Source organism: Curtobacterium sp. MCBA15_013, from assembly GCF_001865095.1.
In the GTDB taxonomy this organism is placed as follows: domain Bacteria; phylum Actinomycetota; class Actinomycetes; order Actinomycetales; family Microbacteriaceae; genus Curtobacterium.
This window is the reverse complement of the sequence record NZ_MJGQ01000045.1, coordinates 537329-562503: the sequence shown is the minus strand read 5'-3', so window position 1 is coordinate 562503 and position 25175 is coordinate 537329. Positions and strand designations below refer to the sequence as shown.

Here is a 25175-nt window from a genome sequence, read left to right as displayed (position 1 = left end):
GCGGGCCCTCAGCCGCTCGGGCCGGTGAGCGAGTCGCGGAGCGCCGCCAACTCCCGTTGCAGGGCGTCCAGGCGGGCGGGACGAACGCGTGCCGGCAAGGCACGGAGCGCGCGGTCCACGTCGGCCAGCGCCTCGGTGGGTCGTCCGAGCTCCACCAGCACCGCCGCCCGCGAACGGAGCAGCAGCCCGATGGACGTCCCGGTGTCGTCCGGCAGCGTCCGGAGCCCGGCGTCGAGGACGTCGAGCGCTTCGCTCGGCGCACCGGACTCGAGGAGCGTGGTGGCGAGCGCCGCGCGGGCCAGCGCCTGCGCGTACCGAACGCGTTCGTCGACGGGGTCGAGCCCCTCCACGATGCCGTCGACCGCCGCTCGGAGCGCGGCGACCGCTTCGTCGTACCGACCCTGTGCCTGCAGGGCGAGGCCCAACATGCCCCGCGCCTGGTGCAGGAAGACCGGGTCGTCCTCGCTCTCGAACCCCGCGACCGCAGCGAGTGCGTGTACTTCGGCGGTGACCGGATCCCCGCGGTCGAGTGCGCTCCAGGCGACGTGGTAGTGCCCCCATGCGATCAGATCGACGGCACCGGTACGTTCCGCCGCGGCGAGCGCCTCGTCCGCGTGCTGCGTGGCCAGTCCGTGGTCGGCTCGTTCGACGTGCGCGGCCCAGGCGAGATGTCCCGCCACTCGTGAACGCGCGGCATCGTCCGCGAGCTCGTCCGCTGCTCGCTGTGCCACGAGGTCGAGCTCGTACCACCGTCCCCAGTCCGGCCAGAGGTTCCCGAACCACTGCAGCACGGTCGTGAGTGCGACCACGATCTCGTGCCACCCGAGCGCGGCGGCCCGACGGAAGGCCGGCCACCAGTGGTCGACCTCTCCGATGATCCAGTCGCGGGCGATGTCCTGATCGGCGTCCGGTTGTGCGACGGGGGCACGGCCGGGCACCACGAACGCGGACCCGGCCGCGAGGAGCCGGTCGAGCAACCACCGGGTGAGCCGCTCGCGTGCAGCTGCCTCGGTCCGGGCGTCTTCGCGGAGCCGCTCGAGCGCGAACAGCCGGATGATGTCGTGCACGCGGTACCGCGTGCCCCGGGGTTCGACCAGGCCGAGGTCGACCAGTCCCTCGAGTCGGGCCTCCGTCTCGTCTGGGCTCGCGCCGACCGCCGCCGCGACGACGTCGGCGCCGAACGTGACGCCGTCGAGTGCCGCGGTCGCCCGGAACACGGCGGCCGTCGCCGGGTCGAGGTCGTCGTAGGAAACCGCGATCGCCGCCGCGACCGAGACATCGCCGGCCACGAGCAGCGTGAGTCGGCGATCGGTCGACCGCATGCGGGCGACGAGGTCCGCCACGCTCGTGGCCGGACGGCTCGCGATGCGGTTGGCGGCGACGCGGAGCGCGAGGGGGAATCCGTCGCACAGCGCGATGAGCTCGTCGACCGCAGCAGGATCGCGCTGCTCGGCCGGCACGATGCGTTCGAGCAGGCGACGACCGTCCTCCGGTCCGAGCACGTCGAGGACGATCCGGTCCGCGTCGAGACCCGCGAGCGTCCGACGCGAGGTCGCGACGACGGTCGACCGTCCTTCGACGAGCACGGGTCGGACCTGGTCCTCGCCTGAGACGTTGTCGAGGTGCACCAGCACCCGTTCAGCCGAGCACAGCTCCGACCACCGCGCCCTCGCTGCCGCCAACGTGCCGGGCGGATCGTCCGGGTCGCACTGTCGGAGGACGCGTTGGAGCACCTCCAACGCGGTCGTCGCCGGTCGGCCGTGTCCGGCGAGGTCCACGAACACGCGGCGCTCGGCGGCGGACGCTCGTCCGATCGCCTCCGTCACGAGCGCGGTCTTCCCGATGCCGGGTGGTCCGGAGACGACGACGACCGGCGGGCCCGACGGCCGGTCGAGGTCCGCGACGAGCCGGTCGAGTTCACCCGAGCGCCCGGTGAAGTCCGCCACGCGCGGCGGGCGGAAATCGGTGCGTCCGGTGTCCGGCCCCGCGCCCACCAGCGGCGCCCGGAGCCATCGGCGTGCCGCGTCGTCGAGCCCGAGTCCGGAGACCAGCGCCTCGATCGTGCGGGGCTGCGGGTGGCGACTGCGGCCGCGCTCGATGTCGCTGATGCCCCGGACGCTCACGCCCGATCGTTCCGCGAGGGTCTCGAGCGTCATGCCGGCTGCGAGCCGGAGTGTCCGGAGCCGCGCTGCGAGGTCCGTGTCGCCCACGACGCTCCTCCCGGTCGGGGACAGCGTAACCTGAGTCGCGTCTCAGACGAGGTCCGTCGGCTCGTCCGCCTCGTCCTGCGGACGACGCGGGAGCAGGTCCGGCAACTCGGCCTCCGATGGCGGGGGGCCCATCGTGTACAGGGCCACCGCGGAGGCCTCCAGCGTCGATCGGTTGCCGAACCGCGGCCACCGCCGGAGCATCTCACCGACGAACCCACCGGCATCACCGTGGTCCGCGAGCACCGTCTCGACGTCGCCGAGGTACCTGCGGAGCGCGGCGACCTGCGGTCGAGCGGCGTCGGAACGGGAAGCCGGGTGCCGGTGACTCGCGATCACCCATGCCGGACGCAGCGCCTCGACGAGGTCGAGTGCCCGTGCCCAGCTCCGTCGGGAATCCGCGTCCGTGCCGACGAGCCACGGGTGCACGCGGTTGTAGACGAGGTCGCCGCCGATCACCGCGTCGAGGTGCCGGACCGACACCAGGCTCGTCGGCCGGTCGCCGATCCGTCCCACGTCGAACAGCTGCAGTGCATGGCCCTCGAGGTCGACGACCCCGGCCGGGTCGGGGGTCGGAGCGGTGAGGGATCCGGGGAGCCGTCCGGGGAACAACGACTCCCACCGGGAACGGTGTGCGGGCGCCGTCTGGTCGAGCGCACGCGTGGCGACGTCGGCGACGGCCGTCGCGACCGCGTCGGGGAACGCCCGCAGGACGCGACCGAGGCCGAAGAAGTGGTCTGCCTGGCCCTGGGTGACCACGACGGTCCGGAGCCGTTTCCCGCTGCCTCGGATCCACTCGACCAGGGCGTCGGCCTCGTCCGCCGTCATCAGGGCGTCGACGAGGACGGCGTCGTGTTCGCCGGAGACCAGGGTCGCCGTCGTGGGCGACCACGTCGCGGTGCCCGTGCCGTCGAGACCGGTGCGGGCGACGTCCCGGTAGCCGCCGAGCCACACGTCCATGGTGAGGGGGGCGAGGACCGTGCCCCCCGCGGTCCGGAGCCGATCCGCCAGCCACTGCCGGACGCGCTCGCGCTCGGACGCGGACGGGGCGGTGACCGCCTCGGTCGTCCACGTGACGAGGCTCCCCTCTGCCTCCTGGGACACGCGGACGACGCCGTCCACGTCGTCGACCGCCGAACCGCCGGGGACGCGAGCGCGATAGGCGACGACGCCGTCCTCGGTGCGGGAACGCTCCTCGACGACGCCCAGGTCGCCAGGGAGCCGCCGGATCCAGCGACTCGTACCGGGCGCGAGGAGCTCGGTCGCACCGTCGGGACCGACGTGCCCGTCGGCGAAGTCGACGAAGCGGGACCACGTCGCGCTCGGCGAGCAGTCGAAACGGGCGGCGACGGTGACGTGCGCCCGGCGGACCGGTGGATCGTGCACGGCACTCCCTTCGCACTGCGCCGACGGTACGGGTCCGAGCAGGCGCGAGGGTGTCCCCGTCGGGGACACCTGGCGCATCCCGGGACCGGGACTGCGCCAGGATGGAGGAACCACGGCGCCGGACGCGCCGGCAGGGAGGGAGGACGGGTCGTGATCGCGACAGGGACACCGCTCGGCGACTACCTCCGAGCGCGTCGGGCGGCGACCCGCCCCGAGGACGTCGACGTACGGTCGCACACGCGCCGCCGGGTCCCGGGGCTCCGTCGCGACGAGGTCGCCGGGCTCGCGGGGATCAGCCAGGAGTACTACCTGCGGCTGGAGCAGGGTCGCGACCGCGCACCGTCCGAACAGGTCCTCCACGCGTTGGCCCGGGCACTGCGGCTCGACGATGCCGGCGTCCAGCACCTGCTGCGGCTCAGCACGGTGCAGCCGCTGGACGTGGCGGCGGCCGAGGCCGCGGTCTCGATCGAGGCGATGTCCGCCATCCTCGACTCCTGGCCGAACACACCCGCGTACATCATCAACTCCCGCCACGAGGTCGTGCTCTCGAACGCCCTCGCGCGTTGGGTGGTCCCGCTCGGGCTCGAGGTCGGCAGGAGCATCCCCGAGGTGGTCTTCACCTTCCCGGAGGTCCGAGCGCTGCCGACCTGGCCGGCGCTCGCCGACCGGACCGCACGCCGCATGCGGTTCTACGGGCACCCGTACGACCCCCGGCTCCACGAGACCGCGGCGAGGCTCGCCGAGGCGGACCCGGTGTTCCGCCGGCTCTGGGAGCGCCACGAGGTCGACCCGTACTACGACGGGGATGTCCGGCCCTCGGTCGACGGGTACGGACAGATCACGCTCCGCCACCAGACGTTCGTGGTCCCGAACACACCGGGGTACCTGCTCTGCGCGTACCACGCCGTGCCGGGGTCCGACAGCGCCGCCGCGCTCGCGGACCTCGCGGACCGCATCGCGGGCGCCGTCGCCCTCAGCTGAGCTCCGCGGATGTCCGCGACACGTCGAAGTTCTGGTCGAACAGGTCGTCGGGGTCCCACCGGGCCTTGAGGTCCCGCAGCCGCGCGAGCGTCGCCGGCGGGAACGCCTCGGCCACGGCGCTCGGTGCGTGATCGGTCTCGAAGCTCAGGTACATGCCGTCCATCCGAGGGTGCACGGACTCCCACGCGTCGTGGAACGCGTCGCCGCCCCGGACCGACACCGCAGTCACCGAGAAGTTCTGGTGCCGGTGCGCGTAGGCGGTCGCCGCCGGGTCGACGTCGTTGATCGCGCCGCCGACCGAGCGGATCTGGACCATGTCCACGCCGGCGCTGCGGAGCAACACCGCGATCCGGTCGGACAGGTCTTGGTCGAGGTGCACGGCCAGCCCGGTGTGGGTGGCAGCACGCTGCTGCCCGGTGTGCGGCGCACCGCTCGTCAGCGGTACCGCCGCGTACGGCGTCACGGCGGCCCGCTGCCCGGCCAGGCCCGGGATCCGCAGGAAGCGTTCGATCTCCGGGGCCGCCGCCTCCAGGTCGTCGCCGGCGTACACGATGGTCGCCTGCGCGAACGGCGTCGGCCCCGCCCCCAGGTAGAGGAAGGCTGACACCGGACGCGCCGCGGTCTCCACCGTCCGGCCCCAGGCTTGCAGGAACGCAGCGAGGTCGATCGGCTGGTACACCGCGGTGGTCTGCACGACGTCGGCGGTCTCCGAGGCCTCGAAGTCGAACGCCGTGACGATCCCGAAGTTCGCGCCGGCGCCACGGATCGCCCAGAACAGGTCTGGTTCCTCGTCGCCGGAGACGCGCCGTGCGGTCCCGTCCGCCGTGACGATCTCCGCGCCTCGCAGGCGGTCGATGGTGAGGCCGTGCGCACGGCCCATCAGGCCGATGCCACCGGTCGTGGCGAGACCGCCGACCCCGACGTCACCGGAATCGCCGGAGCTGATCGCGAGGCCGTGCGGGGCGAGCGCCCACGCCACGGCGCCCCAGCGCGCGCCGGGCCCGATGCGGACCGACCGGCCTCCCCGGGGCTCGACGGACGCGAGGGCACGGAGGTCGATCACGTCGCCACCGGTGTTGGTGGCGATGCTGCTGATGCCGTGCCCGCCGCTGCGCACCGCGAACGGGCGCCCCGACGCGCGCACGATCGCGAGCGCCTCGGCGACCTCGGTCGTCGTGCGCGGGAGCAGGATCGATCCCGGTCGGCCGGTGCTCGAGTAGACGTGCTGCAGTGCGGCGTACCCGGTGTCGCTGGGTCGGACGATGTCCATGGTTCCTCGGTTCAGCGCACGGTGGACCCGGGACGCGGGCCCTCGGCTCGATCGGTGAAGTACTGCAGGGCGGTGCGGGCGAGCGGGCTGCTCCCGGCGACCAGGTGCGCGACGTGGTCGCCGACCTGGGTCGCGTCGATCCACCGCGGGTCGTCGATCCCGGCGGCCTGCCGGGCGCGGGTCCGGACCACCCCGAGCACGAGCTGCGCGACGCGTGGACCGCGTCCGCCGAGCTCGGCGTCCAGCGTCAGGGAGAGGGACTTCGTCGCCGCGGCGCTCAGCGCGACCCCGGCACTCCCGGGGAACGGGATGTCCGCGCTCATGCCGTTCAACTGCATGAGCACTCCGGTCCCGGTGATCCGCGGCAGGAACGCCCGGAAGACCCGGAAGACACTCGTCAGGTTGCCGTCCAGCAGGCGCTGCCACTCGTCGTCGTCGAGCGCCAGCGCCGGCTTCCGGCCCTGGTCGCCCCAGGATGCGAGCGACACGACCACCCCGTCGAACGCCCCGAACTCCTGCGCCATCGCGGTCACGTCGTCGTCCAGCCCGGGGTTCATCGCGTCGAGCACCCTCGTGTGCAGGGTGCCGGGGAGCCCGGCCGTCGCGAGCCGTGCCGCGACGGCATCGAGTCGCGCGACGTCCCGTCCGGTCGCGATCACGGTCGCGCCCGCGGCGAGCATCGACCGGACCACGCCCTCCCCCACGCCGCCGCTGCCGCCGACCACGACGACCGTCCGTCCTGTCAGGTCCGCAGTGGGTGTCGTCCATGTGTCGATGGTGCTCATCGTCCGTGCTCCTCGTGTTCGTCTGCTTCCGGACGTCCGTCGTCCGGTCCGTCGCCGTCCAATCGGCGCATGTGCTCCTCGAGCGCGCGCAGTGCGCCGTCGAGCCCTGCCAGTGCTGCGTCGTCGAGCGCGTCGCCGAACCACGTCGCCGCAGCACGGAGGTGCGACCCGACGGCGGCCCGGTGGGCGGACCGCCCGGAGTCGGTGATCACGATCGACGATCCGCGCGCGTCCCGGAGGCCTCCGCGCCGTTCGACCAGTCCTCGTCGCTCGAGCCGGCGCAGCTGGTGGGCGAGGCGACTGGAGTCCCAGCCGATCGCTGCGGCGCACGTCGTCGGCCGGGCGTCGCCGCCCATGTCGACCAGGTGCGCGAGCACCGTGAACTCCGCCTCCGACAGGTCGGCTCCGTCGCGCAGGTCGGCGCCGACACGGCGGCGCAGCCGCTCCGTCACCACCTGGAGCCGTTGCCACGTGGCCAGTTGTCGCTCGCTCAGTCGCTGTTGCACAGCGGCTACAACTACCTGACGCGTCAGGTATTCCCGTCACGACCGCAGATCGGACGGGAGGCGCGGGTCGGGCCCGCACCGCGCCTCCCGTCCGCCGTCTCACGCGTCGGCGACCCGACGTCGAGCGGCCGCTCCGATGAACTCACCGAGTTCGAGTTCCAGGGCGAGCAGCTGGTCGTCGTCGAGACGCGCAGCACCGGCCGCCGCCCGTGCGCGGTACGACGGGCTCGCCACGCGTTCCTCGAAGGTGCGGTAGGCGGACTCGAGGTCGGCCTTCGGCGGGAGGGTGGCACGGTTGACCATCGCCTTCGCGGTCGCGAGCGCGTCGCCGTCGAAGGAAGCGAGGCGCCCGATGACGCCGGCCACGTACTCGTCGAGCTGGTCGTCGTCGAGCGCACGCGTCACCCACCCCCAGCGCTCGGCGGTGTCTGCGTCGTAGTCCGCGCTGGTCAGGATGACCTCCAGCGCGCGGTCACGTCCGATCTGACGGGGTAGTCGCTCCGTCCCGCCACCACCAGGGACGACCGCCGTGCCGACCTCGGGCTGTCCGAAGCGGGCGCGCTGCCGGCTCGCGTACCGCAGATCCAGTGCGAGCGCGAGCTCGTTGCCGCCGCCGCGCGTGCGCCCACGGATCACCGCGATCGTGATGTACCGGGCCTCCGACAGCGCGACGACGAGATCGAGCCAGGCCGCACCTCCGGGGAAGTCGTCGATCCGCGCGAGGTCGAAGTGGTTGAGGAAGAAGTCGTCGGTGCTGCTCTCGAAGACGAGCACCTTGAGGTCCGAGTCGCCCGCGAGCCCCGCGACGACGTCGGCCAGGCCGTGAACGGTCGCCCCCGTCATCAGGCCGACGGGTGGATCGGAGACGACCACGCGTCCGACCTCGGGTGACTCGCGGGTGAACTGCACAGCGGGCATCGGATCTCCGTTCGGTTGGTGCCAGCGACCGTACGGAGGCGACGGCCCGGGAGCGTGTCCCGGTCGGGGGCAGGCTGCCGGGCCGCGCGACCGGCGAAGATCTGGTCAGCGGAACGCAGAGGGCGCATCGCGGAGAGGAACACCCATGTCGACCGCCGAGAACACCGAGACCGTGGTGGGCTTCTACACGCAGTCGTTCAACGACGGCGAGCCCGAGGCCGCGGCATCGCGCGCCCTCGGCACGAGCTACGTGCAGCACAACCCCTCGGCCCCTGACGGTGCGGAGGCATTCATCGCCTACGTGCACTCCATGCGCACACGGTTCCCCGGACTCCACGTGGACGTCAAGCGGACCGTCGCCGAGGGCGACCTCGTCGTCACCCACAGTGCGTTCCACCTCGCACCGGGCGACCGCGGCATGGCCGTCGCGGACGTGTGGCGGCTCGAGGACGGACGCATCGTCGAGCACTGGGACGTGATGCAGCAGGTACCGGAGCAAGCGGCCAACGCGAACACGATGTTCTGATCGAGCCGAGCTCCGCCTCCAGGATTCGAACCCGGACCTAACGGCACCAAAGGCCGTCGTGCTGCCATTACACCAAGGCGGAACGCGCACGGAGGCGCCCGGCCATCCTCCCACGACCGACGAGTCCGACGGCGCACTCCTGGGCAGGGTGTCCGCGCCATGGACACGCTCGGCCTCCCGAGAACTGCCTACGGTGCAGGGACGGGGAAGCAGTCCTCGCCGGCCACAGGAACGGAAGCACCATGTCGAACGCGATCGTGATCTCAGCCTTCGGAGGTCCGGAGGTCCTGCAGTGGCGCTCAGTGCAGCCGCCGGTGGTCCGGCCGGGCGAGGTCCTCCTCCGTGTCCGGACGGCGGCGGTCGGCCCGACCGACCTGCACATCCGCGCCGGCAACCTCACGTCGGTCTTCCCGCAGCGCCCCGGCGACGTCCTGGGATTCGAGGCGGCCGGTGTCGTGGAGGAGGTCGGAGCCGGGGCCGATGCGCGCGTCGGGGACGAGGTCGCCGCGCTGTTGCCGGCCCAGGGCGGGTACGGCGAGCTCGTCGCCACCCCGGTCTGGTACCCGAAGCCCGCTTCGGTGCCGTGGGACGCCGCGGCCGCCTTGCCCGCCTCGGCCGACGCCGCCGTCGGCACGATGCGCGCCGTCGGGATCGAGCCCGGAGGGACGCTCGTCGTGCTCGGTGCCGCCGGCGCGGTCGGGAGCATGGTCGTGCAACTGGCGCGGACCCGGGGCATCCGGGTGATCGGCGTCGCGAGGGAACCCGATGCCGCGCTCGTCCGCGACCTCGGCGGCGAGTTCGTCGCGTCCGGTCCCGGTGTCTTCGACCACGTCGACACGACGGTGGACGCGGTCATCGACGCGGCCGGTCGCGGCGGCCTGGCCGAGGCGGTGTCCGTGGTCGGTGACCCCGGCAGGGTCGTCACCCTCGTCGGGGGCCCGGAGGTCGCCTCGTCCGGAGCGCTCCTGTCCCACCCGAGCCCCGACCGTGCGCCGGACGCGCTGGCGGTCACGATGCCGTTGCTCGCGTCCGGAGCGCTCCGCCTCAAGCGACGCCTGACGCTGCCGGTCCGGGAAGCCCGCGAGGCGCACCGGCTCCTCGAGTCGGGCGAGACCCGGGACAAGATCGTGCTCGCGTTCGACTGATCCCCGGGCACGGGCCGCGGCGGCTGGCCGTGCAGCCCCTGCTTCCGCCAAGATGGTGGGATGCCGCAGGAGGACGAGGTCGACCGCATCGTCGCGGCGTGGGGTCGCGAGCGCGCCGACCTGGACTTCGGCCCGCTCGAGGTCCTGTCCCGCGTCGACCGGCTCGCCCGACACCTCGACCGTGCACGACGGGCGGCGTTCGACGCGAGCGACGTCGAGCCGTGGGAGTTCGACGTCCTGTCGGCACTGCGGCGGGCGGGTGAGCCGTACGAGCTGAGCCCGAAGACGCTCCTCCAGCAGACGCTGGTGTCGAGCGGCACGATGACGAACCGGGTGGACCGGCTGGCTGCCCGCGGGCTCGTCGCGCGTCGGACCGACCCGAAGGACGGCCGGGGCATCCTCGTGTCGTTGACCGCCGACGGGCGCGCAGCGGTCGACGCCGCGATCGCGGACCTGCTCGCCGCCGAGCGGGCCATCCTCGCGGGGGTGTCCGACACCGAGCAGGACCAGCTGTCGGGGTTGCTCCGACGCCTCATCCTCGGGCTCGGCGACTGACCCGACCGCCGCGCGGCTTCATCCGTTCGGCCGAGTCCACGGGCCGGGCTTCGGTCGTCGGGTCGATGTGCGACGAAGCCGGCTCCGGCGACGATGATCGACGTGCCCAGACTCCGCGCCCTCATCCGTCACCGCCGCTCCACCCTGCTCTTCGTGCTGGTGCTCCTGCTGCTGGCGGCGGGCATCACGGCCACGACCTCGGCCATCGGTGCGCAGCGCCAGGCGAAGGCGGCGGGCGAGCTCTGCACCGCGGACGACCTCGCCGCCCGCTGGCACCACGGTGCGCTGTTCCTCGACGCGCGATCGGTCCGGACGGGGAAGACGGTCCTGACGCACCGTGGTGACGAGCCGACGCAGACCGGCAGCACGATGAAGGTCGTCACGGCAGCCGCGGCGGTGTCCGCGCTGGGACCCGACCACCGGTTCACGACCCGGGTCGTCGCCGGCACCGATCCGGGCGCGGTCGTGCTGGTCGGCGGCGGTGACCCGACCCTGAGCCGGCTGCCGTCCGGTCAGGACAGCGTCTACCCGCACGCACCGCACCTCGACGACCTCGCGCGGCAGGTGCTCGAAGCTCGTGCAGGGCAGCCGGTGACCTCGGTGCAGGTCGACACCAGCCTGTTCGACGGGCCGGCGTGGCACCCGAGCTGGCCGGAGAGCGCCCGGACCAGCGGCAGCGTCTCGAACATCACGTCGCTCATGGTCGACGGCGACCGCGACGACCCGACCGAGTCGTACTCGCTGCGGAGCGCCGGGGCGGTCGGGCGCGCTGCGACGGCGTTCGCGGCACTCCTCGGGCCGGACGTCCGGGTGGACACGACCTCGGTGCCGGCGCCGTCCGGCGCGCAGGTGCTCGGGACCGTGCGGTCGGCGACGGTGTCGGAACTGGTCGGGATGCTGCTCACGGACTCCGACGACACCCTCGCCGAGGTGCTCGCCCGCCACGTCGCCATCGCCGAGGGTGCCGGCCGCTCCTTCGACGCCGTGCAGGCCGGGAGCACGAAGGCCCTGGTGCGCTACGGGGTGCCGACCGGAGGCTTGCGCCTCGTCGACGGCTCGGGCCTCAGCCCCGACAACCGGGTACCCGCCTCGGCGCTCACCACGCTGATGCGCGCCGTCGCTGCGAAGCAGGACGGCCTCGGTCCGGTCGACGCCGGGCTCGCGGTCGCGGGACGGACGGGCACGCTCGGCGACGACGGCCGCTTCACCGGTGCCGCGGCGGACGCCCGCGGGCACGTCCGCGGCAAGACCGGGACGCTCGACGACATGTACGGCCTGACCGGGGTGACCGACGAGGTCGGCGGGGACCGCGTCGTGTTCACGGTCTTCGCCGAGGGCACGAGCGACCCGGGCGCCCGGAAGGAGATCGACGCCCTGGCAGCGGCGTTGTGGCGGTGCGGCGGACACGCTCCGGTGCTGCGGGGGTAGCCTCCGGCCCATGCACGCGATCACCCTGGCCGTCGCCGACGTCGCACGCTCGGCGGAGTTCTACCGCGCCCTGCTCGGGATCGACGGCAGCGGGGTGATCGGCACCGAGTACCCCGCGACCGACACCGAGGCGGGCGGCACCACGGCGATGTTCACGCTCGACGACGGACTCATCGTCAGCGTGTACGGCCGCGACGACATGGCGAAGGACTCCGGGGTCGCCCTCGCGACCGCGCCGAGCAGCACGATCGGGCACTTCGTGGACAGCCAGGCCGACGCCGAGGCGTTCCTCGACCGCGCGCGGGCCGCCGGTGCGACGATGCTCGCGCCGCCGTACACACGCCCGTGGGGCATGTGGTCCGGGTTCTTCCAGGACCCGGACGGACACCTGTGGGAGGTCGTCGCGAACCCCGGCGGCGGGGCCCCCGAGGACGCGAAGCCAGTCGAGTAGACCCCCGGAGACCGCTCAGACTCCGAGCTGCTCCGCGACCTCGAGCCAGCGCTCCTCGAGCTGGTCCACCTCGGCCTCCAGACCGGCCAGGCGAGCCTGCAGCTCGCCGAGCCCGGCGTAGTCCGACTGGTCGTGCGTCGCGAACTGGTCGAGCAGCTGCTTCCGGTCGGCACCGACCTTCGCGATCTTGCGGTCGAGCGCCGACATCTCCTTCTCGGCCGTCCGACGCTCCGCGCCCGACAAGCCCGAGGCGGCCGCGGCCGACGCGCCGGGACCGGCCGTGGCGGTGGACCCGGCCACGGCGCCGGCCGAGCCGGTCCCGCCAGCCGTGTCGGGCCTCCCGGCAGACGCGGCGGCAGCCGCTGACGCGGTCCCGCCACCGGTGCCGGCCGCACGGAGCCGCATGTACTCGTCGACGCCGCCGGGCAGGTGCCGCAGGTGCCCGCCGAGCACGGCGTACTGCTGGTCGGTCACGCGCTCGAGCAGGTACCGGTCGTGGCTCACGACGAGGAGGGTGCCGGGCCAGGTGTCGAGCAGGTCCTCCATGGCGGCGAGCATGTCGGTGTCGAGGTCGTTCGTGGGCTCGTCGAGGATCAGGACGTTCGGCTCGTCGAGCAGGATGAGCATGAGCTGCAGGCGGCGCTTCTGGCCACCACTGAGGTCCTTCACCGGCGTGGAGAGCTGCGCCGAGGTGAAACCGAGCCGCTCGAGCAGCTGGGACGGCGTCATCTCCTTGCCGTCGGCGACGTAGCTCGTCTTCTTGCGGGCGACCACCTCGCGGACGCGGTCGTCGGCGAACTGCGCGAGGTCGGCGAGCTGCTGGTCGAGGACGGCGACCTGCACGGTCTTGCCGGTCTTCACGCGGCCGCTCGTGGGCTGCAGGCGTCCGGACACGAGGCTGAGGAGCGTCGACTTGCCGGCGCCGTTCGGGCCGAGGATGCCGGTGCGCTCCCCCGGCGCGATCCGCCACTCGATGCGGTCGAGGATCTCGGTGCCGTCGAACGAGACGCTGACGTCGAGCAGGTCGACGACGTCCTTGCCGAGGCGGGCGGTCGCGGTCTTCGCGAGGGCGACCGTGTCGCGGATCGGCGGCACGTCGTCGATGAGGGCGTTCGCCGCGTCGATGCGGAACTTCGGCTTGCTCGTGCGGGCCGGGGCGCCGCGGCGGAGCCATGCGAGCTCCTTGCGGGCCAGGTTCTGCCGACGCTGCTCGCTCGCGGCGGCCTGCCGGTCACGCTCGACGCGTTGGAGGATGTACGCCGCGTAGCCGCCCTCGAAGGGGTCGACGACGCCGTCGTGGACCTCCCACGTGTCGGTCGACACCGCGTCGAGGAACCACCGGTCGTGCGTCACGACCACCATGCCGCCCTGGTTCGCGGACCACCGGCGGTTGATGTGCTCGGCGAGCCACTGGATGCCCTCGACGTCGAGGTGGTTCGTGGGCTCGTCGAGGAACAGGACGTCCCAGTCGCCGACGAGCAGGCGCGCGAGGGCGACACGGCGGCGCTGGCCACCGCTCAGCTCGTCCACCGACACGTCCCACGGGATGTCCGACACGAGGCCGCCGATGATGTCGCGGATCTTCGGGTCGCCGGCCCACTCGTGCTCGGCGAGGTCGCCCACGACGACGGTGCCGACCGTCTCGCCCGCAGGCAGGATGTCGCGCTGGTCGAGGTACCCGACGGTCAGGCCACGGCGGTGCGTGACGCGGCCGCCGTCCGGTTCGAGGCGCTGGGACAGCAGGGCGAGGAGGGTCGACTTGCCGTCGCCGTTCCGGCCGACGACGCCGATGCGGTCGCCCTCGTCGATGCCGAGGGTGACGTTGTCGAAGACGACCTTGGTGGGGAACTCGAGATGCAGGTTCTCGGCGCCGAGGAGATGAGCCACCCGTCAAGGGTAGGCGGCGTGGCCGGGTGGTCGGTGCGGGGGGTCCGCAGTGTGCGAGGTTCCGCGCTCCGTGGGACGGGCTGCGGATCGCACGGCGGGCGGGACCTCGCACCGTGCGTCCGTCAGGGGTGCGGCGCGGGTCGGGAGGCGCGGGTCAGGTCCCGGTGGTCGGCTCGCCCTCGCCTGCGGCTTCCTTCGCCCGCTTGAGGCGCGCCTGGGCCTCCCAGTACTCGATCTCGCGCTCGAGCTCGGCGAGCTCCTGCTCCGTGCCGCTCACCCGCTTGTCGCCGTGGGCGTTGCGGGCATCGCCGAGCGTGGCGTACCGGTCTTCGTGGCGAGCCGGCTCGAGGTACCGGCCGTGGTTCCGCTCGCCCGGCGCCCAGTCGTGTCCGACGGCGAACCAGACGATGCTGCCGACGACGGGGACGAGGACCACGAGGAGCACCCAGGCGAACTTCGGGAGCCCACGGATCTGGTCGTCGGTCTTCGTCAGGATGTCGATCAGGGCGAAGACCAGCAGGACCACGCCGGCCCCGTACAACAGCACGCTCATGGTCTCGGATTCTATGGATCGGCTAGGAACCGGCGCTACGCCCCGAACGCGTGCCGCGGTTGCGATCCGGCAACGGTCCGCTGCGGGGATCCACAGGGTCGTCCGTCAGAGGGCAGCGACCCACTCGTCGGAGCCGTCGGTGAAGCGCTGGTGCTTCCAGATCGGCACCCGCTCCTTCACGAGGTCGACGAGCGCACCGCAGGCAGCGAACGCCTCGGCCCGGTGCGGGGACGACACGGCTGCGGCGAGCGCCACGTCCCCGATGCCGAGCGCTCCCACGCGGTGCAGCACGGCGATGCGGACCTCGGGGTGGGCGACCGCGATGGTCCGGGCCACCTCGGCGATGACGTCGCCGGCGCTCGGGTGCCGTTCGTACTCGAGCGCGGTCACGCCCTTGCCGCCGTCGTGGTCGCGGACGACCCCGGCGAAGGTGACGACGGCGCCGTCCTGGTCGGTGGCGACGACGGCCGAGACCTCGTCGACGGTGATCGAGCGGTTCACGACGTCAGCCACCACGACCCGGTCGCCGGCCGTCGCAGCGTCCGTCACGAGGCGCTCCGCGGGGCGTGGCCCTCGCCCGAGACCTGGGCGAGGACGTGGTCGAGCAGGCCGTCGAGGACCGCGAGTCCGTCGGCGACACCGCCGCGGGACCCGGGGAGCGTGACGATCAGGGTGCCGCCGCCGGCGATCCCCGCGATGCCACGACTGAGCAGCGCGGTCGGTCCTGCTCCGGCGAGTCCGCGGCGCCGGATCTCCTCGGTGATGCCGGGGAGCTCGAGGTCGATGAGCGGTGCGATCGCCTCGGGCGTGCGGTCGGTCGGGGTGACGCCGGTCCCGCCCGTGGTGATCACGACCCGGGCGTCCGACAGGAGTTCGGCGGAGACCGTCTCGGCGATCGGGCCGCCGTCGGGCACGATGACCGGCTCGGCCACGGTGAAGGCTCGCTCGCGGAGCCAGCCCGCGATGACGGGACCGGTCCGGTCGAGCGCGGGGTCGACGGACGCCTGGGTCGACACCACCACGACGGCCGCCCGGCCCCTGGTCGGCTGCGAGGTCATCGGTTGCTCCAGTCCCCCGAGCGTCCGCCGTGCTTCTCGAGCACCCGGACGTCCGTGATCGTGGCCGTGCGGTCGACGGCCTTCACCATGTCGTACACGGTCAGGGCCGCGATGCTCGCGCCGGTCAGCGCTTCCATCTCGACGCCGGTCCGTGAGGTCGTCCGCACGGACACCTCGACGACGACGCGGTCGTCGTCGCCGGTGATGTCGACCTCGACCCCGGCGATCGGCAGCGGGTGGCAGAGCGGGATGAGGTCGGAGGTCTTCTTCACCGCCATGATCGCCGCGATGCGGGCGGTGCCGATCACCTCGCCCTTGGGCAGCGAGCCGTCGAGGATGCGGGCGACGACGTCGGGGCGGGTGACGAGGGTCGCGGTCGCGGTGGCGGACCGCGCGGTGACGTCCTTCTCGGAGACGTCGACCATGTGGGCGGTGCCGTCGGCGCGGACGTGCGAGAGTTCGTCGCCGCCGGGCAGAGTCGGGTCGGTCATCGGAGGCTCCAGACGGTCAGCGGGTCACCGGGCGCCACCGTGGCGGTGCCGATCGGGACGTGGACGAGGTGCGTGGCGGTGGCGTAGTGCGCGAGCAGGTGCGAGCTGGGGCCCCCGACGAAGTGCACGCGGCCGTCCTCGACCCGGCCGCGCCGGACCTGGTGCTTGCCCTCGGGCGAGGTGGCGGTGTCCGCAGCGGGCAGCACCGCGGCGACGCGGTCGTCGGGGATCCCGGCGTCCGCCGCCAGGAGCGGGCGGAGGAAGACCTCGAACGAGACGAGCGCCGACACGGGGTTGCCGGGGAAGGACACCACGGGGACCGGACGCCCGGCGAGTTCGACGGTGCCGAACGCCTGCGGGCCGCCGGGCTGCATCGCGACGGGGGTGACGGCGAGACTCCGCGGTTCGAGGGCCTGCCGCACGACCTCGTACGCCCCGGCGCTGATGCCACCCGTGGTGAGCACGAGGTCGGCCCAGTCCCCCACCGCATCGTCGAGGGCCGCGACGAAGGTCGATTCGTCGTCCGGCACCCGCACCGACCGCGAGGCCACTCCGACCTCGGCGAGCGCCGCCCGCAGTGCGATCCCGTTGGCGTCGCCGATCGTGGCGTCACCGGCGCCCTGGAGTTCGGAGCCGGTGGACACGACGAGGACGCGGAGCTGCCGGACGACGTCGACCGTCGAGACCCCGGCCGCGGCGAGCGTCCCGAGCACCGCGGGTGTCACGGCAGCACCGGCAGGAGCCAGCTCGCCCCCGCTCGGCAGGTCGGTGCCCGTCGCCCGGACGAAGGTCCCGGGGGCGAGGTCGTCCGGCACCGTGACCTCGGCCAAGGCCAGCGCCGCGGGGAACGCCCCGGGGTCGGTGGCCTCGACCGGGAACACCGCGTCGGCGCCGAGCGGGATGCGCGCCCCCGTCATGATCGGCGCAGCGGTCCCGGGGTCCAGCGCCGGTGGCATCGTCCCCGCCGGGATCGGGGCGACCACCCGCAGCACGCGACCGGCGTCGGCGGCACGGACGGCGAAGCCGTCCATCTGGCTGTTGTCGAACGGTGGGAGCGGCACGGGTGCGACGACGGCACGTGCGAGCACGCGGTGCCCCCGTCCGCCGCCGGCACCGGTGGCGAGGTCGTCGATGTCCCGTGCCTCCGGAGCCGCGGAGCGCCTGGCGGACAGGACCGGCGCGACCAGGGCCGCGATCTCGTCGCGGTGCTGACCGATCGTTCGCACGTGCGCCTCCGAACAGGTGAGAAGTGTGCCCGCTCCCGGTCCGGCCGGGGGCGGTCCCAGTAGCGTAACGAGCGCGCAGAACGCGCCGAGGACCATTCGGAGGACCTGTGGATAACGACGTGACCACGACCGGGGCTGTGGACGAGACGCGCATCGGGGTGATCGGCGGTTCGGGCCTCTACGAGCTGTTCGAACCCGGCACCGCGGACGAGGTCGACGTCGACACCCCGTTCGGCGCCACGTCGAGCCCGATCAGCATCGGCACGATGGCCGGCAAGCGCGTCGCGTTCCTCACCCGGCACGGCCGCGCGCACTCCGTCGCCCCGCACCGCATCAACCACCGCGCGAACCTGTGGGCGCTGCGGTCGCTCGGGGTCCGCGCCGTGGTGTCGTCGAGCGCCGTCGGCGGGCTGCACCCCGACTACGCCCCGGGGACCTTCGTCGTGACCGACCAGCTCATCGACCGCACGTGGGGCCGCGCGGACACGTTCTTCGAGGACGCCGTGCAGCACCTCTCCTTCGCGGACCCGTTCGACCCGGTGCTCCGACGCGTCGCGATCGGTGCGATCGAGGGCCTCGACGTGCCGTTCCGCCCGACGGGCACGTGCGTGGTGATCCAGGGGCCGCGGTTCTCGACGCGTGCGGAGTCCATCTGGATGCGCGAGGCCGGCGGCCACACGATCAACATGACGATGACGCCGGAGGTGCCGCTCGCGGCCGAGCTCGGCATCGGGACGGTGAACCTCTCGTTCGTGACCGACGCCGACGCCGGCCTGGCCCCGTCCGAGGCCGAGGCGGAAGCGCAGGCAGCCGCCGGAACCGGCGAGGCCCCGGTCACGCACGGCATGGTGATGGAGCGCCTGGCCCGCGCGAACGAGGTGATCGTCCGCGCGATCGGCTCGATCGTGGCGGCGATCCCGGACGACTACACCCCGCGCGAGCTCGTCCCGGCCGAGGCGAGCGCAAGCGCCATGACGAGCGCACGGCCCGCAGCAGCGACCACGGGAGCCACCGCGTGACCCGCCTGCTCGTCACCGGCGGCGCCGGCTTCATCGGCTCCGCCATCGTCCGCCGCGCCCGGGCCGAGGGCCACGAGGTGCGCGTGCTCGACTCCCTCCGCGACGACGTGCACGGCGACCCCGCCGAGGTCGTCACCGCCCACCAGCAGCAGGGCATCGAGTTCGTGCACGGCGACGTCCGCGACCGGGTCGCCCTCGACGCGGCCCTCGACGGCGTGGACGTGGTGTGCCACCAGGCCGCCAAGGTCGGCCTCGGCGTCGACTTCCAGGACGCCCCGGACTACGTCTCGACGAACGACGCGGGCACGGCCCACGTCCTCGCCGGCATGGACCGCCACGGCATCGGCCGCCTCGTGGTCGCGAGCTCGATGGTCGTCTACGGCGAGGGGGCGTACACGACCGCCGCCGGCGAGCCCGTGCGCCCGCCCGCCCGTCGCCGCGCCGACCTCGACGCCGGTGAGTTCGACCCGATCGGGCCGGACGGCACGCCGCTCCTGCCCGGCCTGATCGACGAGTCCGCCGCGCTCGACCCCCGCAACGTGTACGCGCAGACGAAGGTCGCGCAGGAGCACCTCGCGTCGTCGTGGGCCCGTGCCACCGGAGGCCGCGCGGTCGCCCTGCGGTACCACAACGTCTACGGGCCGGGCATGCCCGCGAACACGCCGTACGCCGGGGTCGCCTCGCTGTTCCGCTCGGCGCTCGCACGCGGCGAGGCCCCCCGCGTCTTCGAGGACGGCCGCCAGCGTCGCGACTTCGTGCACGTCGACGACGTCGCCGGCGCGAACGCCGCGTCGATCGCCGCGACGGCGGAGCTCCCGGCGGAGACCTTCCGTGCGTACAACGTCGGCTCCGGCGTCGTGCACACCATCGGCGAGATGGCGGCCGCGATCGCCGGTCCCGAGGGGCCGCGACCGGTCGTCACGGGCGAGTACCGCCTCGGGGACGTCCGGCACGTGACGGCGTCGTCGGACCGGATCGCCGCCGAGCTCGGGTGGCGTGCCGAGGTCGACTTCGAGCGCGGCATGCGGGAGTTCGCGACGGCGCCGCTGCGCGCCGCGGTGCAGTAGGCCGCGGGCCACTCGCCGGCGCCGCCGCGAGCGGGCGCGGCCGCGAGCGGGCGCGGCCGCGAGCGGGCGGAATGCGTCGCCCGGGCTGAGCGGCCGAGGGGGCACGACTCGCCGCTCGCGTTCGGCGAGCGGGCGGAACCGGCCGCACAGCGGCCGCGAACGCGACGTTTCGTGCCCGCTCGGCGACCAGGCAGGCAGGCAGGCGGGCCGGCAGGCGGGCAGGCGGGCGGGCAGGCAGGCGGGCAGGAGCGCGACCGCCTGGAGGCGCGGCGCCGGTCCCCGAAACCGGCACCGCGCCTCCAGGCCGACACCTCCACCGCGTGACGCGTCCGCCGGACGCCCCACCGGCGTGTCCCCCGATCAGGGGTGACCCGCCACCGAGAGTGCGCGGAACGTCCATCGGGGGACGCCGATCCTGTACCCCGACCGCTCATCACGTGTTGTGTCGTAGGCATGGAACGACAGCCGGCCCACGAGACCGACCGCCCCGCCCCGCCGACGCGCGCGGCGGGAGCCGACACCAGTCGTTCCGACGCTCCGCACCGAATGGGCGACATGAACGTCGACGTCATCCTCCCCTGTCTCGACGAGGCCGATGCCCTCCCCGAGGTCCTGGGCCGACTCCCGCGCGGCTACCGCGCGATCGTCGTCGACAACGGCTCGACCGACGGCTCCGCCGACGTCGCCCGTGCCCACGGCGCCCTGGTCGTGACCGAACCGGTGAAGGGCTTCGGCTCGGCCTGCTCCGCCGGGGTCGCCGCCGCCACGGCCGAGTACGTCGCCTTCTGCGACGCCGACGCCTCGATGGACCCGGCCGAGCTCGTCCCGCTCGTCGCCCGCGTGGCCACGGGACACACCGACCTCGCCCTCGGACGCCGCGTGCCGACCACGCCCGGCGCCTGGGCACCGCACGCCCGGTTCGCGAACCGCGTGCTCGCGGTCCTCATGCGTCGCGCGACCGGGTACCGGCTGCGCGACCTCGGCCCGATGCGCGTGATGCGTCGCGCGGACCTGGTGTCCCTCGACCTGCGGGACCGCCGCAGCGGCTACCCGCTCGAGATGGTCCTCGCGGCGCACGCCGCCGGGTGGCGCGTCGACGAGTCCGACATCGGGTACGCGCAGCGCATCGGCGACAGCAAGGTCACCGGCACGCTCCGCGGCACCGTCAACGCCGTCAAGGACATGTCGCGTCTGCTGCGCGAGTACCGCCGGGAGGCGCGACCCACCGTCGTCGCACCCGCTCCGGTCCGCCACGTGGCTGGCCCCACCCACTCCGAGGAGGTCCACTCATGACGACCGACATCACCGTCGCGGTGGTCGCGAAGGAGTGCCTGCCCGGCCGGGTCAAGACCCGCCTGACGCCGGCGCTCACCCCAGAGGGTGCCGCACGGGTCGCCGCCGCGAGCCTCGCGGACACGCTGGCGACCGTCCGTGCGCTGCCCGCCGCCCGACGGGTGCTGTTCTACGACGGCACGGTGCTGCCGACCGGCGCCGAGGGCTTCGACGTCATCCACCAGACCACGGGCGGCCTCGACGAGCGGCTCGGTGCACTGTTCGACACCGTCGAGGGCCCGACGCTGCTCGTCGGCATGGACACGCCGCAGTTCGGGCCGGCCGACGTCGCACCGGTGTTCGACGAGCCGCAGCGCGACGCCTGGTTCGGCCCGGCCGAGGACGGCGGCTTCTGGTCCCTCTACCTGCGCGACCCGGACGGCGACCTGCTCCGCGGCGTGCCGATGTCGCAGGACGACACCGGTGCGGTCCAGTTCGAACGCCTGACCGACGCCGGGCTCGACGCGGGCACCCTCGGGGTCCTGCTCGACGTCGACACCGTGCCGGATGCCGAGCGCGTCGCCGACCTCGTACCAGACTCCGCGTTCGCCGCCGCACTGCAGGCCGAGACCACGGGGGCACTCCGATGACCATGGAAGCACCCGTCTCCTTCGGGGCCGGCGGTGGCGAACCGTACGCGCGTGCGCTCCGCACCGACGGTCGCATCCGGCTGACGGACACCTCCCGACCGGACCGGGCGGTCACGCTCGACGTCGGCCGCTGGAGCGCCGCGGCGGACCGCATCGACCGGTCGCTCCTCGACGGTGCGGACGGCCCGGTGATCGACATCGGCTGCGGGCCGGGGCGGATGCTCGTCGCCGCGCGCACCCTCGGCATCCCGTCGCTCGGCGTGGACGTCTCCGCCGACGCCGTGGCGATCGCCCGACGCTCCGGCGGGACGGCGATCCAGGGCTCGGTCTTCGACCCGGTCCCCGACGAGGGGCACTGGGACACGGCGCTCGTGATCGACGGGAACATCGGCATCGGCGGCGACCCGGCGGCCCTGCTCGCCCGGTGCCGCGAGATCGTGCGCGTCGGCGGCCGCGTGGTCGTCGAGACCCACGTCGACCGCACCGCCGACCGGGTGTACACCGCCCGCGTGGTGGACGCCGACGGCCACCAGAGCGCGGGCTTCCCGTGGGCCGAGGTGGGCGTCGACGCCCTGCTCGACCACGCCGAGACGGTCGGCCTCGTGGCGAAGCAGAGCTGGACCGCCGAGGGCCGGACCTTCTGCGAGCTGCTCGCCTGAGCATTCCTTCTTTTGTGTCATGCAAAAGAAGGAGGTAGTGTGGTGGTCATCAAGCCGACGGCGTCGCGGTCGCCGGCCCGGTGACCGACGACCCTCGGCACGACGACGAGGAGCATCCATGCAGAACCGTCAGAACCCCCTGGGCGGCGCGTACGTGACCGGCCTCGAGAACCGTGACGAGCTCGGCGCCTACGCGGTGGACGCCGCCTGGCGACCGATCGGCACCTACACCGGAACCGGGATCGGTCGCGCGCTCGGCCGCTTCGTCGACACGCAGTCCCGTCGGCCCGGTACCGCGACGTCCTCGACGCGCACGGCCACCGGTTCGCTGCGGACCGCGACGGGCTCGTTCCGCACGGCCTGACGCCGTCCCCGTACCGCGAGCGGTCGTCCACCCGGGGTGTCCCCCTTTCTCCCCGGTGCGGACGGCCGCTCGCTCCTCGTCCACAGGCGCGCTCGTCGTCCACAGGCGCGACGTTCCTGGGCGTGCCGACCCGTGCGATGCCAGGATGGACGCATGAACGACCGCGCCGGCACCCCCGCCACTGCAGACGACCTCGTCGACCTCGACGCCCTCATCGCCGCGTACCACGAGCGCGTCCCGGACGTCTCCGTCCCCGAGCAGAAGGTCGTCTTCGGCACCTCGGGCCACCGCGGCTCCTCGCTGGACTCCGCGTTCAACGACACCCACATCGCCGCGATCACGCAGGCGATCGTCGAGTACCGCACGTCGCAGGGCACCGACGGCCCGCTCTTCATCGGCCGTGACACGCACGCGCTGTCCGGCCCCGCCGAACGCACCGCGCTCGAGGTCCTCGCCGCCAACGGCGTGCACGTGCTCGCCGACAGCGAGAACGGCTACGTCCCCACCCCGGCGCTCAGCCACGCGATCATCGCGTACAACCGTGCCGGCAACGCGGACACGGCGGACGGCATCGTCATCACGCCCAGCCACAACCCGCCCCGCGACGGCGGCTTCAAGTACAACCCGCCGCACGGTGGCCCGGCGGACAGTGACGCGACGAGCTGGATCGCCGAGCGCGCGAACGCGATCATCGCCGGCGGCAACGCCGAGGTCCAGCGCACCGAGCACGCCTCGCCCGACCGCTACGACTTCCTCGGCGCCTACGTCGCCGACCTCGAGAACATCATCGACATCGACGCGATCAAGCGTGCCGGCGTGAAGATCGGCGCCGACCCGCTCGGTGGCGCGTCGCTCCCCTACTGGAACCGCATCCGCGACCACTACGGGCTCGACCTCACGGTGGTCAACCCCGACGTCGACCCCACCTGGTCCTTCATGACCCTCGACTGGGACGGCAAGATCCGGATGGACCCGTCGAGCCCGAGCGCGATGGCCTCGGTCGTCGCGCGCAAGGACGACTACGACGTCCTCACCGGCAACGACGCCGACTCCGATCGGCACGGCATCGTCACGCCCGACGGCGGCCTGATGAACCCGAACCACTACCTCGCCGTGGCGATCGAGTACCTCTACGCGCACCGTCCCGCCTGGCGCGACGACGCCGCGGTCGGCAAGACCCTCGTGTCGTCGAGCATCATCGACCGCGTGGCCGAGTCCCTCGGTCGTCGCCTGTGGGAGGTCCCGGTCGGCTTCAAGTGGTTCGTCCCGGGCCTGATCGACGGTTCCGTGGCCTTCGGCGGCGAGGAGTCGGCGGGCGCGTCGTTCCTCCGCAAGGACGGTACCGCGTGGACCACCGACAAGGACGGCATCATCCTGGCGCTCCTGGCGTCGGAGATCATCGCGGTCACCGGCAAGACCCCGTCGCAGCTCTACGACGAGCTGACCGAACGCTTCGGCGCCCCGGTCTACCAGCGTGTCGACGCCGCCGCGAGCAAGGAGCAGAAGGCCCGCCTGTCGAAGCTCGACGGTGACGCCATCACCGCCGAGACCCTCGCGGGCGACCCGATCACGGCGAAGCTGTCGAAGGCTCCGGGCAACGACGCAGCCGTCGGCGGCGTGAAGGTCGTCACCGACAAGGCGTGGTTCGCGGCCCGCCCGTCCGGCACCGAGGACGTCTACAAGATCTACGCCGAGAGCTTCGTCGGGCAGGAGCACCTCGAACAGGTGCAGCGCGAAGCCAAGGAGATCGTCGACGCCGCACTCGGGGCCTGAGGTCCCGCGCGGATGGGGTGGTTCGGCCGGAAGCAGGACGATCGGCACGACGAGCCCGCCCCGACGCTCGTGGTGCTCGCGCAACGAGCCCTCGCCGAGCGCGGCATGGAGACCACGGTCGAGGTGCCGGCCGGTGAGCAGGCTCGCCTGGTCGGTACCGACGGCCGGGTCTTCCTGCTCGAGAACCTCGCGGCGCAGGTGCACGGCGAGACCCCGGACGTGCAGGCCGACATGGTCGCCGAGCACTTCGACCGGATGATCCAGGCGTACAGCGAGCCGGCACCCGAGGAGCTCGGCGCCGACGAGCTGCGGCAGCGCATCCGACTGCGGATCCTGCCGGACCCCAGCGCGGACGGCGGCACGGGCCTCGGCGCCGGCCCGTCCGACCCCACCGACCTCGACTACGCCCGACCGTTCGCTCCCGGGTTGGTGCTCGGGCTGTGCGTCGACTACCCGACGATGGTGAGCACGCTGTCGGGTCCGACCCTGCCGCGGCTCGCCCTCGGCATCGACGAACTCTTCGCCTTCGGGCAGCTGGGCACCGACGACGAACCGGTGGACGAGCACGCCGAGATCGCCCCCGGGGTGTTCATCGTGGAGGGCGAGTCCCTGTTCGTCGCGTCGAAGGCGGTCAACCTCCCGGCGCTCTTCGGCGCCGCCGGGTTCGGCACGGTGTTCGCGATCCCGCACCGGCACCTCCTGCTCGCCGTCCCGATCCGTGACGAGTCGAGCATCACCTCGGTGCAGATGCTCGCCGGCCTGGTCGTGCAGGTACTCACGGACGGCGAGCACGGCCTGCCCGGCGGGGTGCTGAGCCCCCTGCTGTACTTCTCGCGCAACGGCCGGGTCAGCGCGGTGTCCGGCTTCGACGACGAGACGGGTGCGATGCGCATCGAGGTGGACGAGCGGTTCCAAGAAGCCCTCGAACAGGCCGCCGCAGCGTCCTGACGCACCGCTCGCCACGCTCGGGCGTACTGTGACGGCGTCGGGAGCGCTCA

At 73.3% G+C, this 25175-nt stretch carries 26 protein-coding genes, 1 tRNA gene and 1 pseudogene; 14 read left to right on the top strand and 14 right to left on the bottom strand.

Features of this window, described 5'->3' with window-relative positions:
- Window positions 1-8 precede the first annotated feature (8 nt).
- Together BIV01_RS16580 and BIV01_RS16575 are read right to left on the bottom strand one after the other, a co-directional pair.
- Window positions 9-2210 carry a helix-turn-helix domain-containing protein gene (locus BIV01_RS16580; RefSeq protein WP_071303547.1) on the bottom strand — a complete coding sequence of 734 codons (2202 nt, stop codon included), beginning with the start codon at window positions 2208-2210 and terminating at the stop codon, window positions 9-11.
- Window positions 2211-2252: 42 nt separating this feature from the next.
- Window positions 2253-3593: an MBL fold metallo-hydrolase gene (locus tag BIV01_RS16575; RefSeq protein ID WP_071295122.1), complete on the bottom strand. Its 1341-nt coding sequence runs from the start codon at window positions 3591-3593 to the stop codon at window positions 2253-2255.
- 150 nt (window positions 3594-3743) lie between these two features.
- On the opposite strand from BIV01_RS16575, the gene BIV01_RS19990 reads away from it, so the two are divergent.
- Complete coding sequence (locus BIV01_RS19990; protein WP_175473757.1) at window positions 3744-4574, top strand: helix-turn-helix transcriptional regulator; 831 nt, start codon at window positions 3744-3746, stop codon at window positions 4572-4574.
- Here BIV01_RS19990 and BIV01_RS16565 read toward each other — a convergent pair.
- The 4 genes from BIV01_RS16565 to BIV01_RS16550 all read right to left on the bottom strand — a co-directional run bounded on the left by BIV01_RS16565 (window position 4567) and on the right by BIV01_RS16550 (window position 8053).
- Complete coding sequence (locus BIV01_RS16565) at window positions 4567-5844, bottom strand: FAD-binding oxidoreductase (protein WP_071303546.1); 1278 nt, start codon at window positions 5842-5844, stop codon at window positions 4567-4569. The two genes, BIV01_RS19990 and BIV01_RS16565, sit on opposite strands and share 8 nt — an antisense overlap.
- Window positions 5845-5855: 11 nt before the next feature.
- On the bottom strand, window positions 5856-6629 hold the full coding sequence (locus BIV01_RS16560) for an SDR family oxidoreductase (RefSeq protein ID WP_071303545.1): 774 nt from the start codon (window positions 6627-6629) through the stop codon (window positions 5856-5858).
- On the bottom strand, window positions 6626-7081 hold the full coding sequence (locus BIV01_RS16555) for a MarR family winged helix-turn-helix transcriptional regulator (protein WP_254790778.1): 456 nt from the start codon (window positions 7079-7081) through the stop codon (window positions 6626-6628). Before BIV01_RS16555 ends, BIV01_RS16560 begins: the two co-directional genes overlap by 4 nt.
- A 153-nt stretch (window positions 7082-7234) precedes the next feature.
- Window positions 7235-8053 carry an enoyl-CoA hydratase/isomerase family protein gene (locus BIV01_RS16550; RefSeq protein ID WP_071303544.1) on the bottom strand — a complete coding sequence of 273 codons (819 nt, stop codon included), beginning with the start codon at window positions 8051-8053 and terminating at the stop codon, window positions 7235-7237.
- Window positions 8054-8198: 145 nt separating this feature from the next.
- Here BIV01_RS16550 and BIV01_RS16545 point away from each other — a divergent pair, with 145 nt between their 5' ends.
- Complete coding sequence (locus BIV01_RS16545; RefSeq protein ID WP_071303543.1) at window positions 8199-8579, top strand: nuclear transport factor 2 family protein; 381 nt, start codon at window positions 8199-8201, stop codon at window positions 8577-8579.
- A 10-nt stretch (window positions 8580-8589) separates the two neighbouring features.
- Here BIV01_RS16545 and BIV01_RS16540 read toward each other — a convergent pair.
- Window positions 8590-8661 (bottom strand) — tRNA-Gln (locus BIV01_RS16540).
- A gap of 160 nt (window positions 8662-8821) precedes the next feature.
- On the opposite strand from BIV01_RS16540, the gene BIV01_RS16535 reads away from it, so the two are divergent.
- The 4 genes from BIV01_RS16535 to BIV01_RS16520 all read left to right on the top strand — a co-directional run bounded on the left by BIV01_RS16535 (window position 8822) and on the right by BIV01_RS16520 (window position 12158).
- Window positions 8822-9724 (top strand): NADP-dependent oxidoreductase, encoded by a 903-nt coding sequence (locus tag BIV01_RS16535; protein ID WP_071303542.1) that lies wholly within the window; start codon window positions 8822-8824, stop codon window positions 9722-9724.
- A 60-nt stretch (window positions 9725-9784) separates the two neighbouring features.
- A complete protein-coding gene (locus BIV01_RS16530; RefSeq protein WP_070416944.1) occupies window positions 9785-10279 on the top strand; it encodes a MarR family winged helix-turn-helix transcriptional regulator in 495 nt (164 codons plus the stop codon).
- Between the two features lie 102 nt (window positions 10280-10381).
- A complete protein-coding gene (locus BIV01_RS16525; protein WP_254791862.1) occupies window positions 10382-11707 on the top strand; it encodes a D-alanyl-D-alanine carboxypeptidase/D-alanyl-D-alanine-endopeptidase in 1326 nt (441 codons plus the stop codon).
- Between the two features lie 10 nt (window positions 11708-11717).
- A complete protein-coding gene (locus tag BIV01_RS16520) occupies window positions 11718-12158 on the top strand; it encodes a VOC family protein (RefSeq protein WP_071303540.1) in 441 nt (146 codons plus the stop codon).
- 15 nt (window positions 12159-12173) lie between these two features.
- Here the strand turns inward: BIV01_RS16520 and BIV01_RS16515 are convergent, their stop codons facing one another.
- The 7 genes and pseudogenes from BIV01_RS16515 to BIV01_RS16490 form a co-directional block, all read right to left on the bottom strand.
- Window positions 12174-13520, bottom strand: coding sequence for an ABC-F family ATP-binding cassette domain-containing protein (locus tag BIV01_RS16515; protein ID WP_374115129.1), 1347 nt, complete (start codon window positions 13518-13520; stop codon window positions 12174-12176).
- A 56-nt stretch (window positions 13521-13576) separates the two neighbouring features.
- Window positions 13577-14045, bottom strand: a pseudogene (locus BIV01_RS20480) (ATP-binding cassette domain-containing protein); the annotation flags it as partial.
- Between the two features lie 154 nt (window positions 14046-14199).
- The gene (locus BIV01_RS16510) at window positions 14200-14598 is read right to left on the bottom strand and encodes a PLDc N-terminal domain-containing protein (RefSeq protein WP_070416948.1); all 399 of its coding nucleotides are present in this window, start codon (window positions 14596-14598) and stop codon (window positions 14200-14202) included.
- A gap of 105 nt (window positions 14599-14703) precedes the next feature.
- Entirely contained in the window at window positions 14704-15147 is a 444-nt protein-coding gene (locus BIV01_RS16505; RefSeq protein ID WP_071303538.1) for a molybdenum cofactor biosynthesis protein MoaE, read from the bottom strand.
- The gene (locus tag BIV01_RS16500) at window positions 15144-15656 is read right to left on the bottom strand and encodes a molybdopterin-binding protein (protein WP_071303537.1); all 513 of its coding nucleotides are present in this window, start codon (window positions 15654-15656) and stop codon (window positions 15144-15146) included. Before BIV01_RS16500 ends, BIV01_RS16505 begins: the two co-directional genes overlap by 4 nt.
- Window positions 15653-16147 carry a cyclic pyranopterin monophosphate synthase MoaC gene (gene moaC / locus BIV01_RS16495; RefSeq protein ID WP_070416950.1) on the bottom strand — a complete coding sequence of 165 codons (495 nt, stop codon included), beginning with the start codon at window positions 16145-16147 and terminating at the stop codon, window positions 15653-15655. Before moaC ends, BIV01_RS16500 begins: the two co-directional genes overlap by 4 nt.
- On the bottom strand, window positions 16144-17373 hold the full coding sequence (locus tag BIV01_RS16490; RefSeq protein ID WP_254791861.1) for a molybdopterin molybdotransferase MoeA: 1230 nt from the start codon (window positions 17371-17373) through the stop codon (window positions 16144-16146). The genes moaC and BIV01_RS16490 overlap by 4 nt, the downstream gene beginning before the upstream one ends.
- Before the next feature lie 119 nt (window positions 17374-17492).
- On the opposite strand from BIV01_RS16490, the gene BIV01_RS16485 reads away from it, so the two are divergent.
- The 8 genes from BIV01_RS16485 to BIV01_RS16450 all read left to right on the top strand — a co-directional run bounded on the left by BIV01_RS16485 (window position 17493) and on the right by BIV01_RS16450 (window position 25125).
- Window positions 17493-18392: an MTAP family purine nucleoside phosphorylase gene (locus BIV01_RS16485; RefSeq protein ID WP_254791860.1), complete on the top strand. Its 900-nt coding sequence runs from the start codon at window positions 17493-17495 to the stop codon at window positions 18390-18392.
- Window positions 18389-19459, top strand: coding sequence for an NAD-dependent epimerase/dehydratase family protein (locus BIV01_RS16480; RefSeq protein ID WP_071303535.1), 1071 nt, complete (start codon window positions 18389-18391; stop codon window positions 19457-19459). The genes BIV01_RS16485 and BIV01_RS16480 overlap by 4 nt, the downstream gene beginning before the upstream one ends.
- A 546-nt stretch (window positions 19460-20005) precedes the next feature.
- The gene (locus tag BIV01_RS16475; protein ID WP_071303534.1) at window positions 20006-20752 is read left to right on the top strand and encodes a glycosyltransferase family 2 protein; all 747 of its coding nucleotides are present in this window, start codon (window positions 20006-20008) and stop codon (window positions 20750-20752) included.
- Window positions 20749-21381: a TIGR04282 family arsenosugar biosynthesis glycosyltransferase gene (locus tag BIV01_RS16470; protein WP_070416954.1), complete on the top strand. Its 633-nt coding sequence runs from the start codon at window positions 20749-20751 to the stop codon at window positions 21379-21381. The genes BIV01_RS16475 and BIV01_RS16470 overlap by 4 nt, the downstream gene beginning before the upstream one ends.
- Window positions 21378-22040, top strand: coding sequence for a class I SAM-dependent methyltransferase (locus tag BIV01_RS16465; protein WP_070416955.1), 663 nt, complete (start codon window positions 21378-21380; stop codon window positions 22038-22040). The genes BIV01_RS16470 and BIV01_RS16465 overlap by 4 nt, the downstream gene beginning before the upstream one ends.
- 118 nt (window positions 22041-22158) lie before the next feature.
- Complete coding sequence (locus BIV01_RS16460; RefSeq protein WP_071295066.1) at window positions 22159-22404, top strand: hypothetical protein; 246 nt, start codon at window positions 22159-22161, stop codon at window positions 22402-22404.
- Between the two features lie 153 nt (window positions 22405-22557).
- Window positions 22558-24177, top strand: a complete 1620-nt coding sequence (gene pgm / locus BIV01_RS16455) for a phosphoglucomutase (alpha-D-glucose-1,6-bisphosphate-dependent) (RefSeq protein WP_071303533.1) — start codon at window positions 22558-22560, stop codon at window positions 24175-24177.
- A 12-nt stretch (window positions 24178-24189) separates the two neighbouring features.
- Window positions 24190-25125 (top strand): hypothetical protein, encoded by a 936-nt coding sequence (locus tag BIV01_RS16450; RefSeq protein WP_083414098.1) that lies wholly within the window; start codon window positions 24190-24192, stop codon window positions 25123-25125.
- The last annotated feature ends 50 nt before the right edge of the window (window positions 25126-25175 follow it).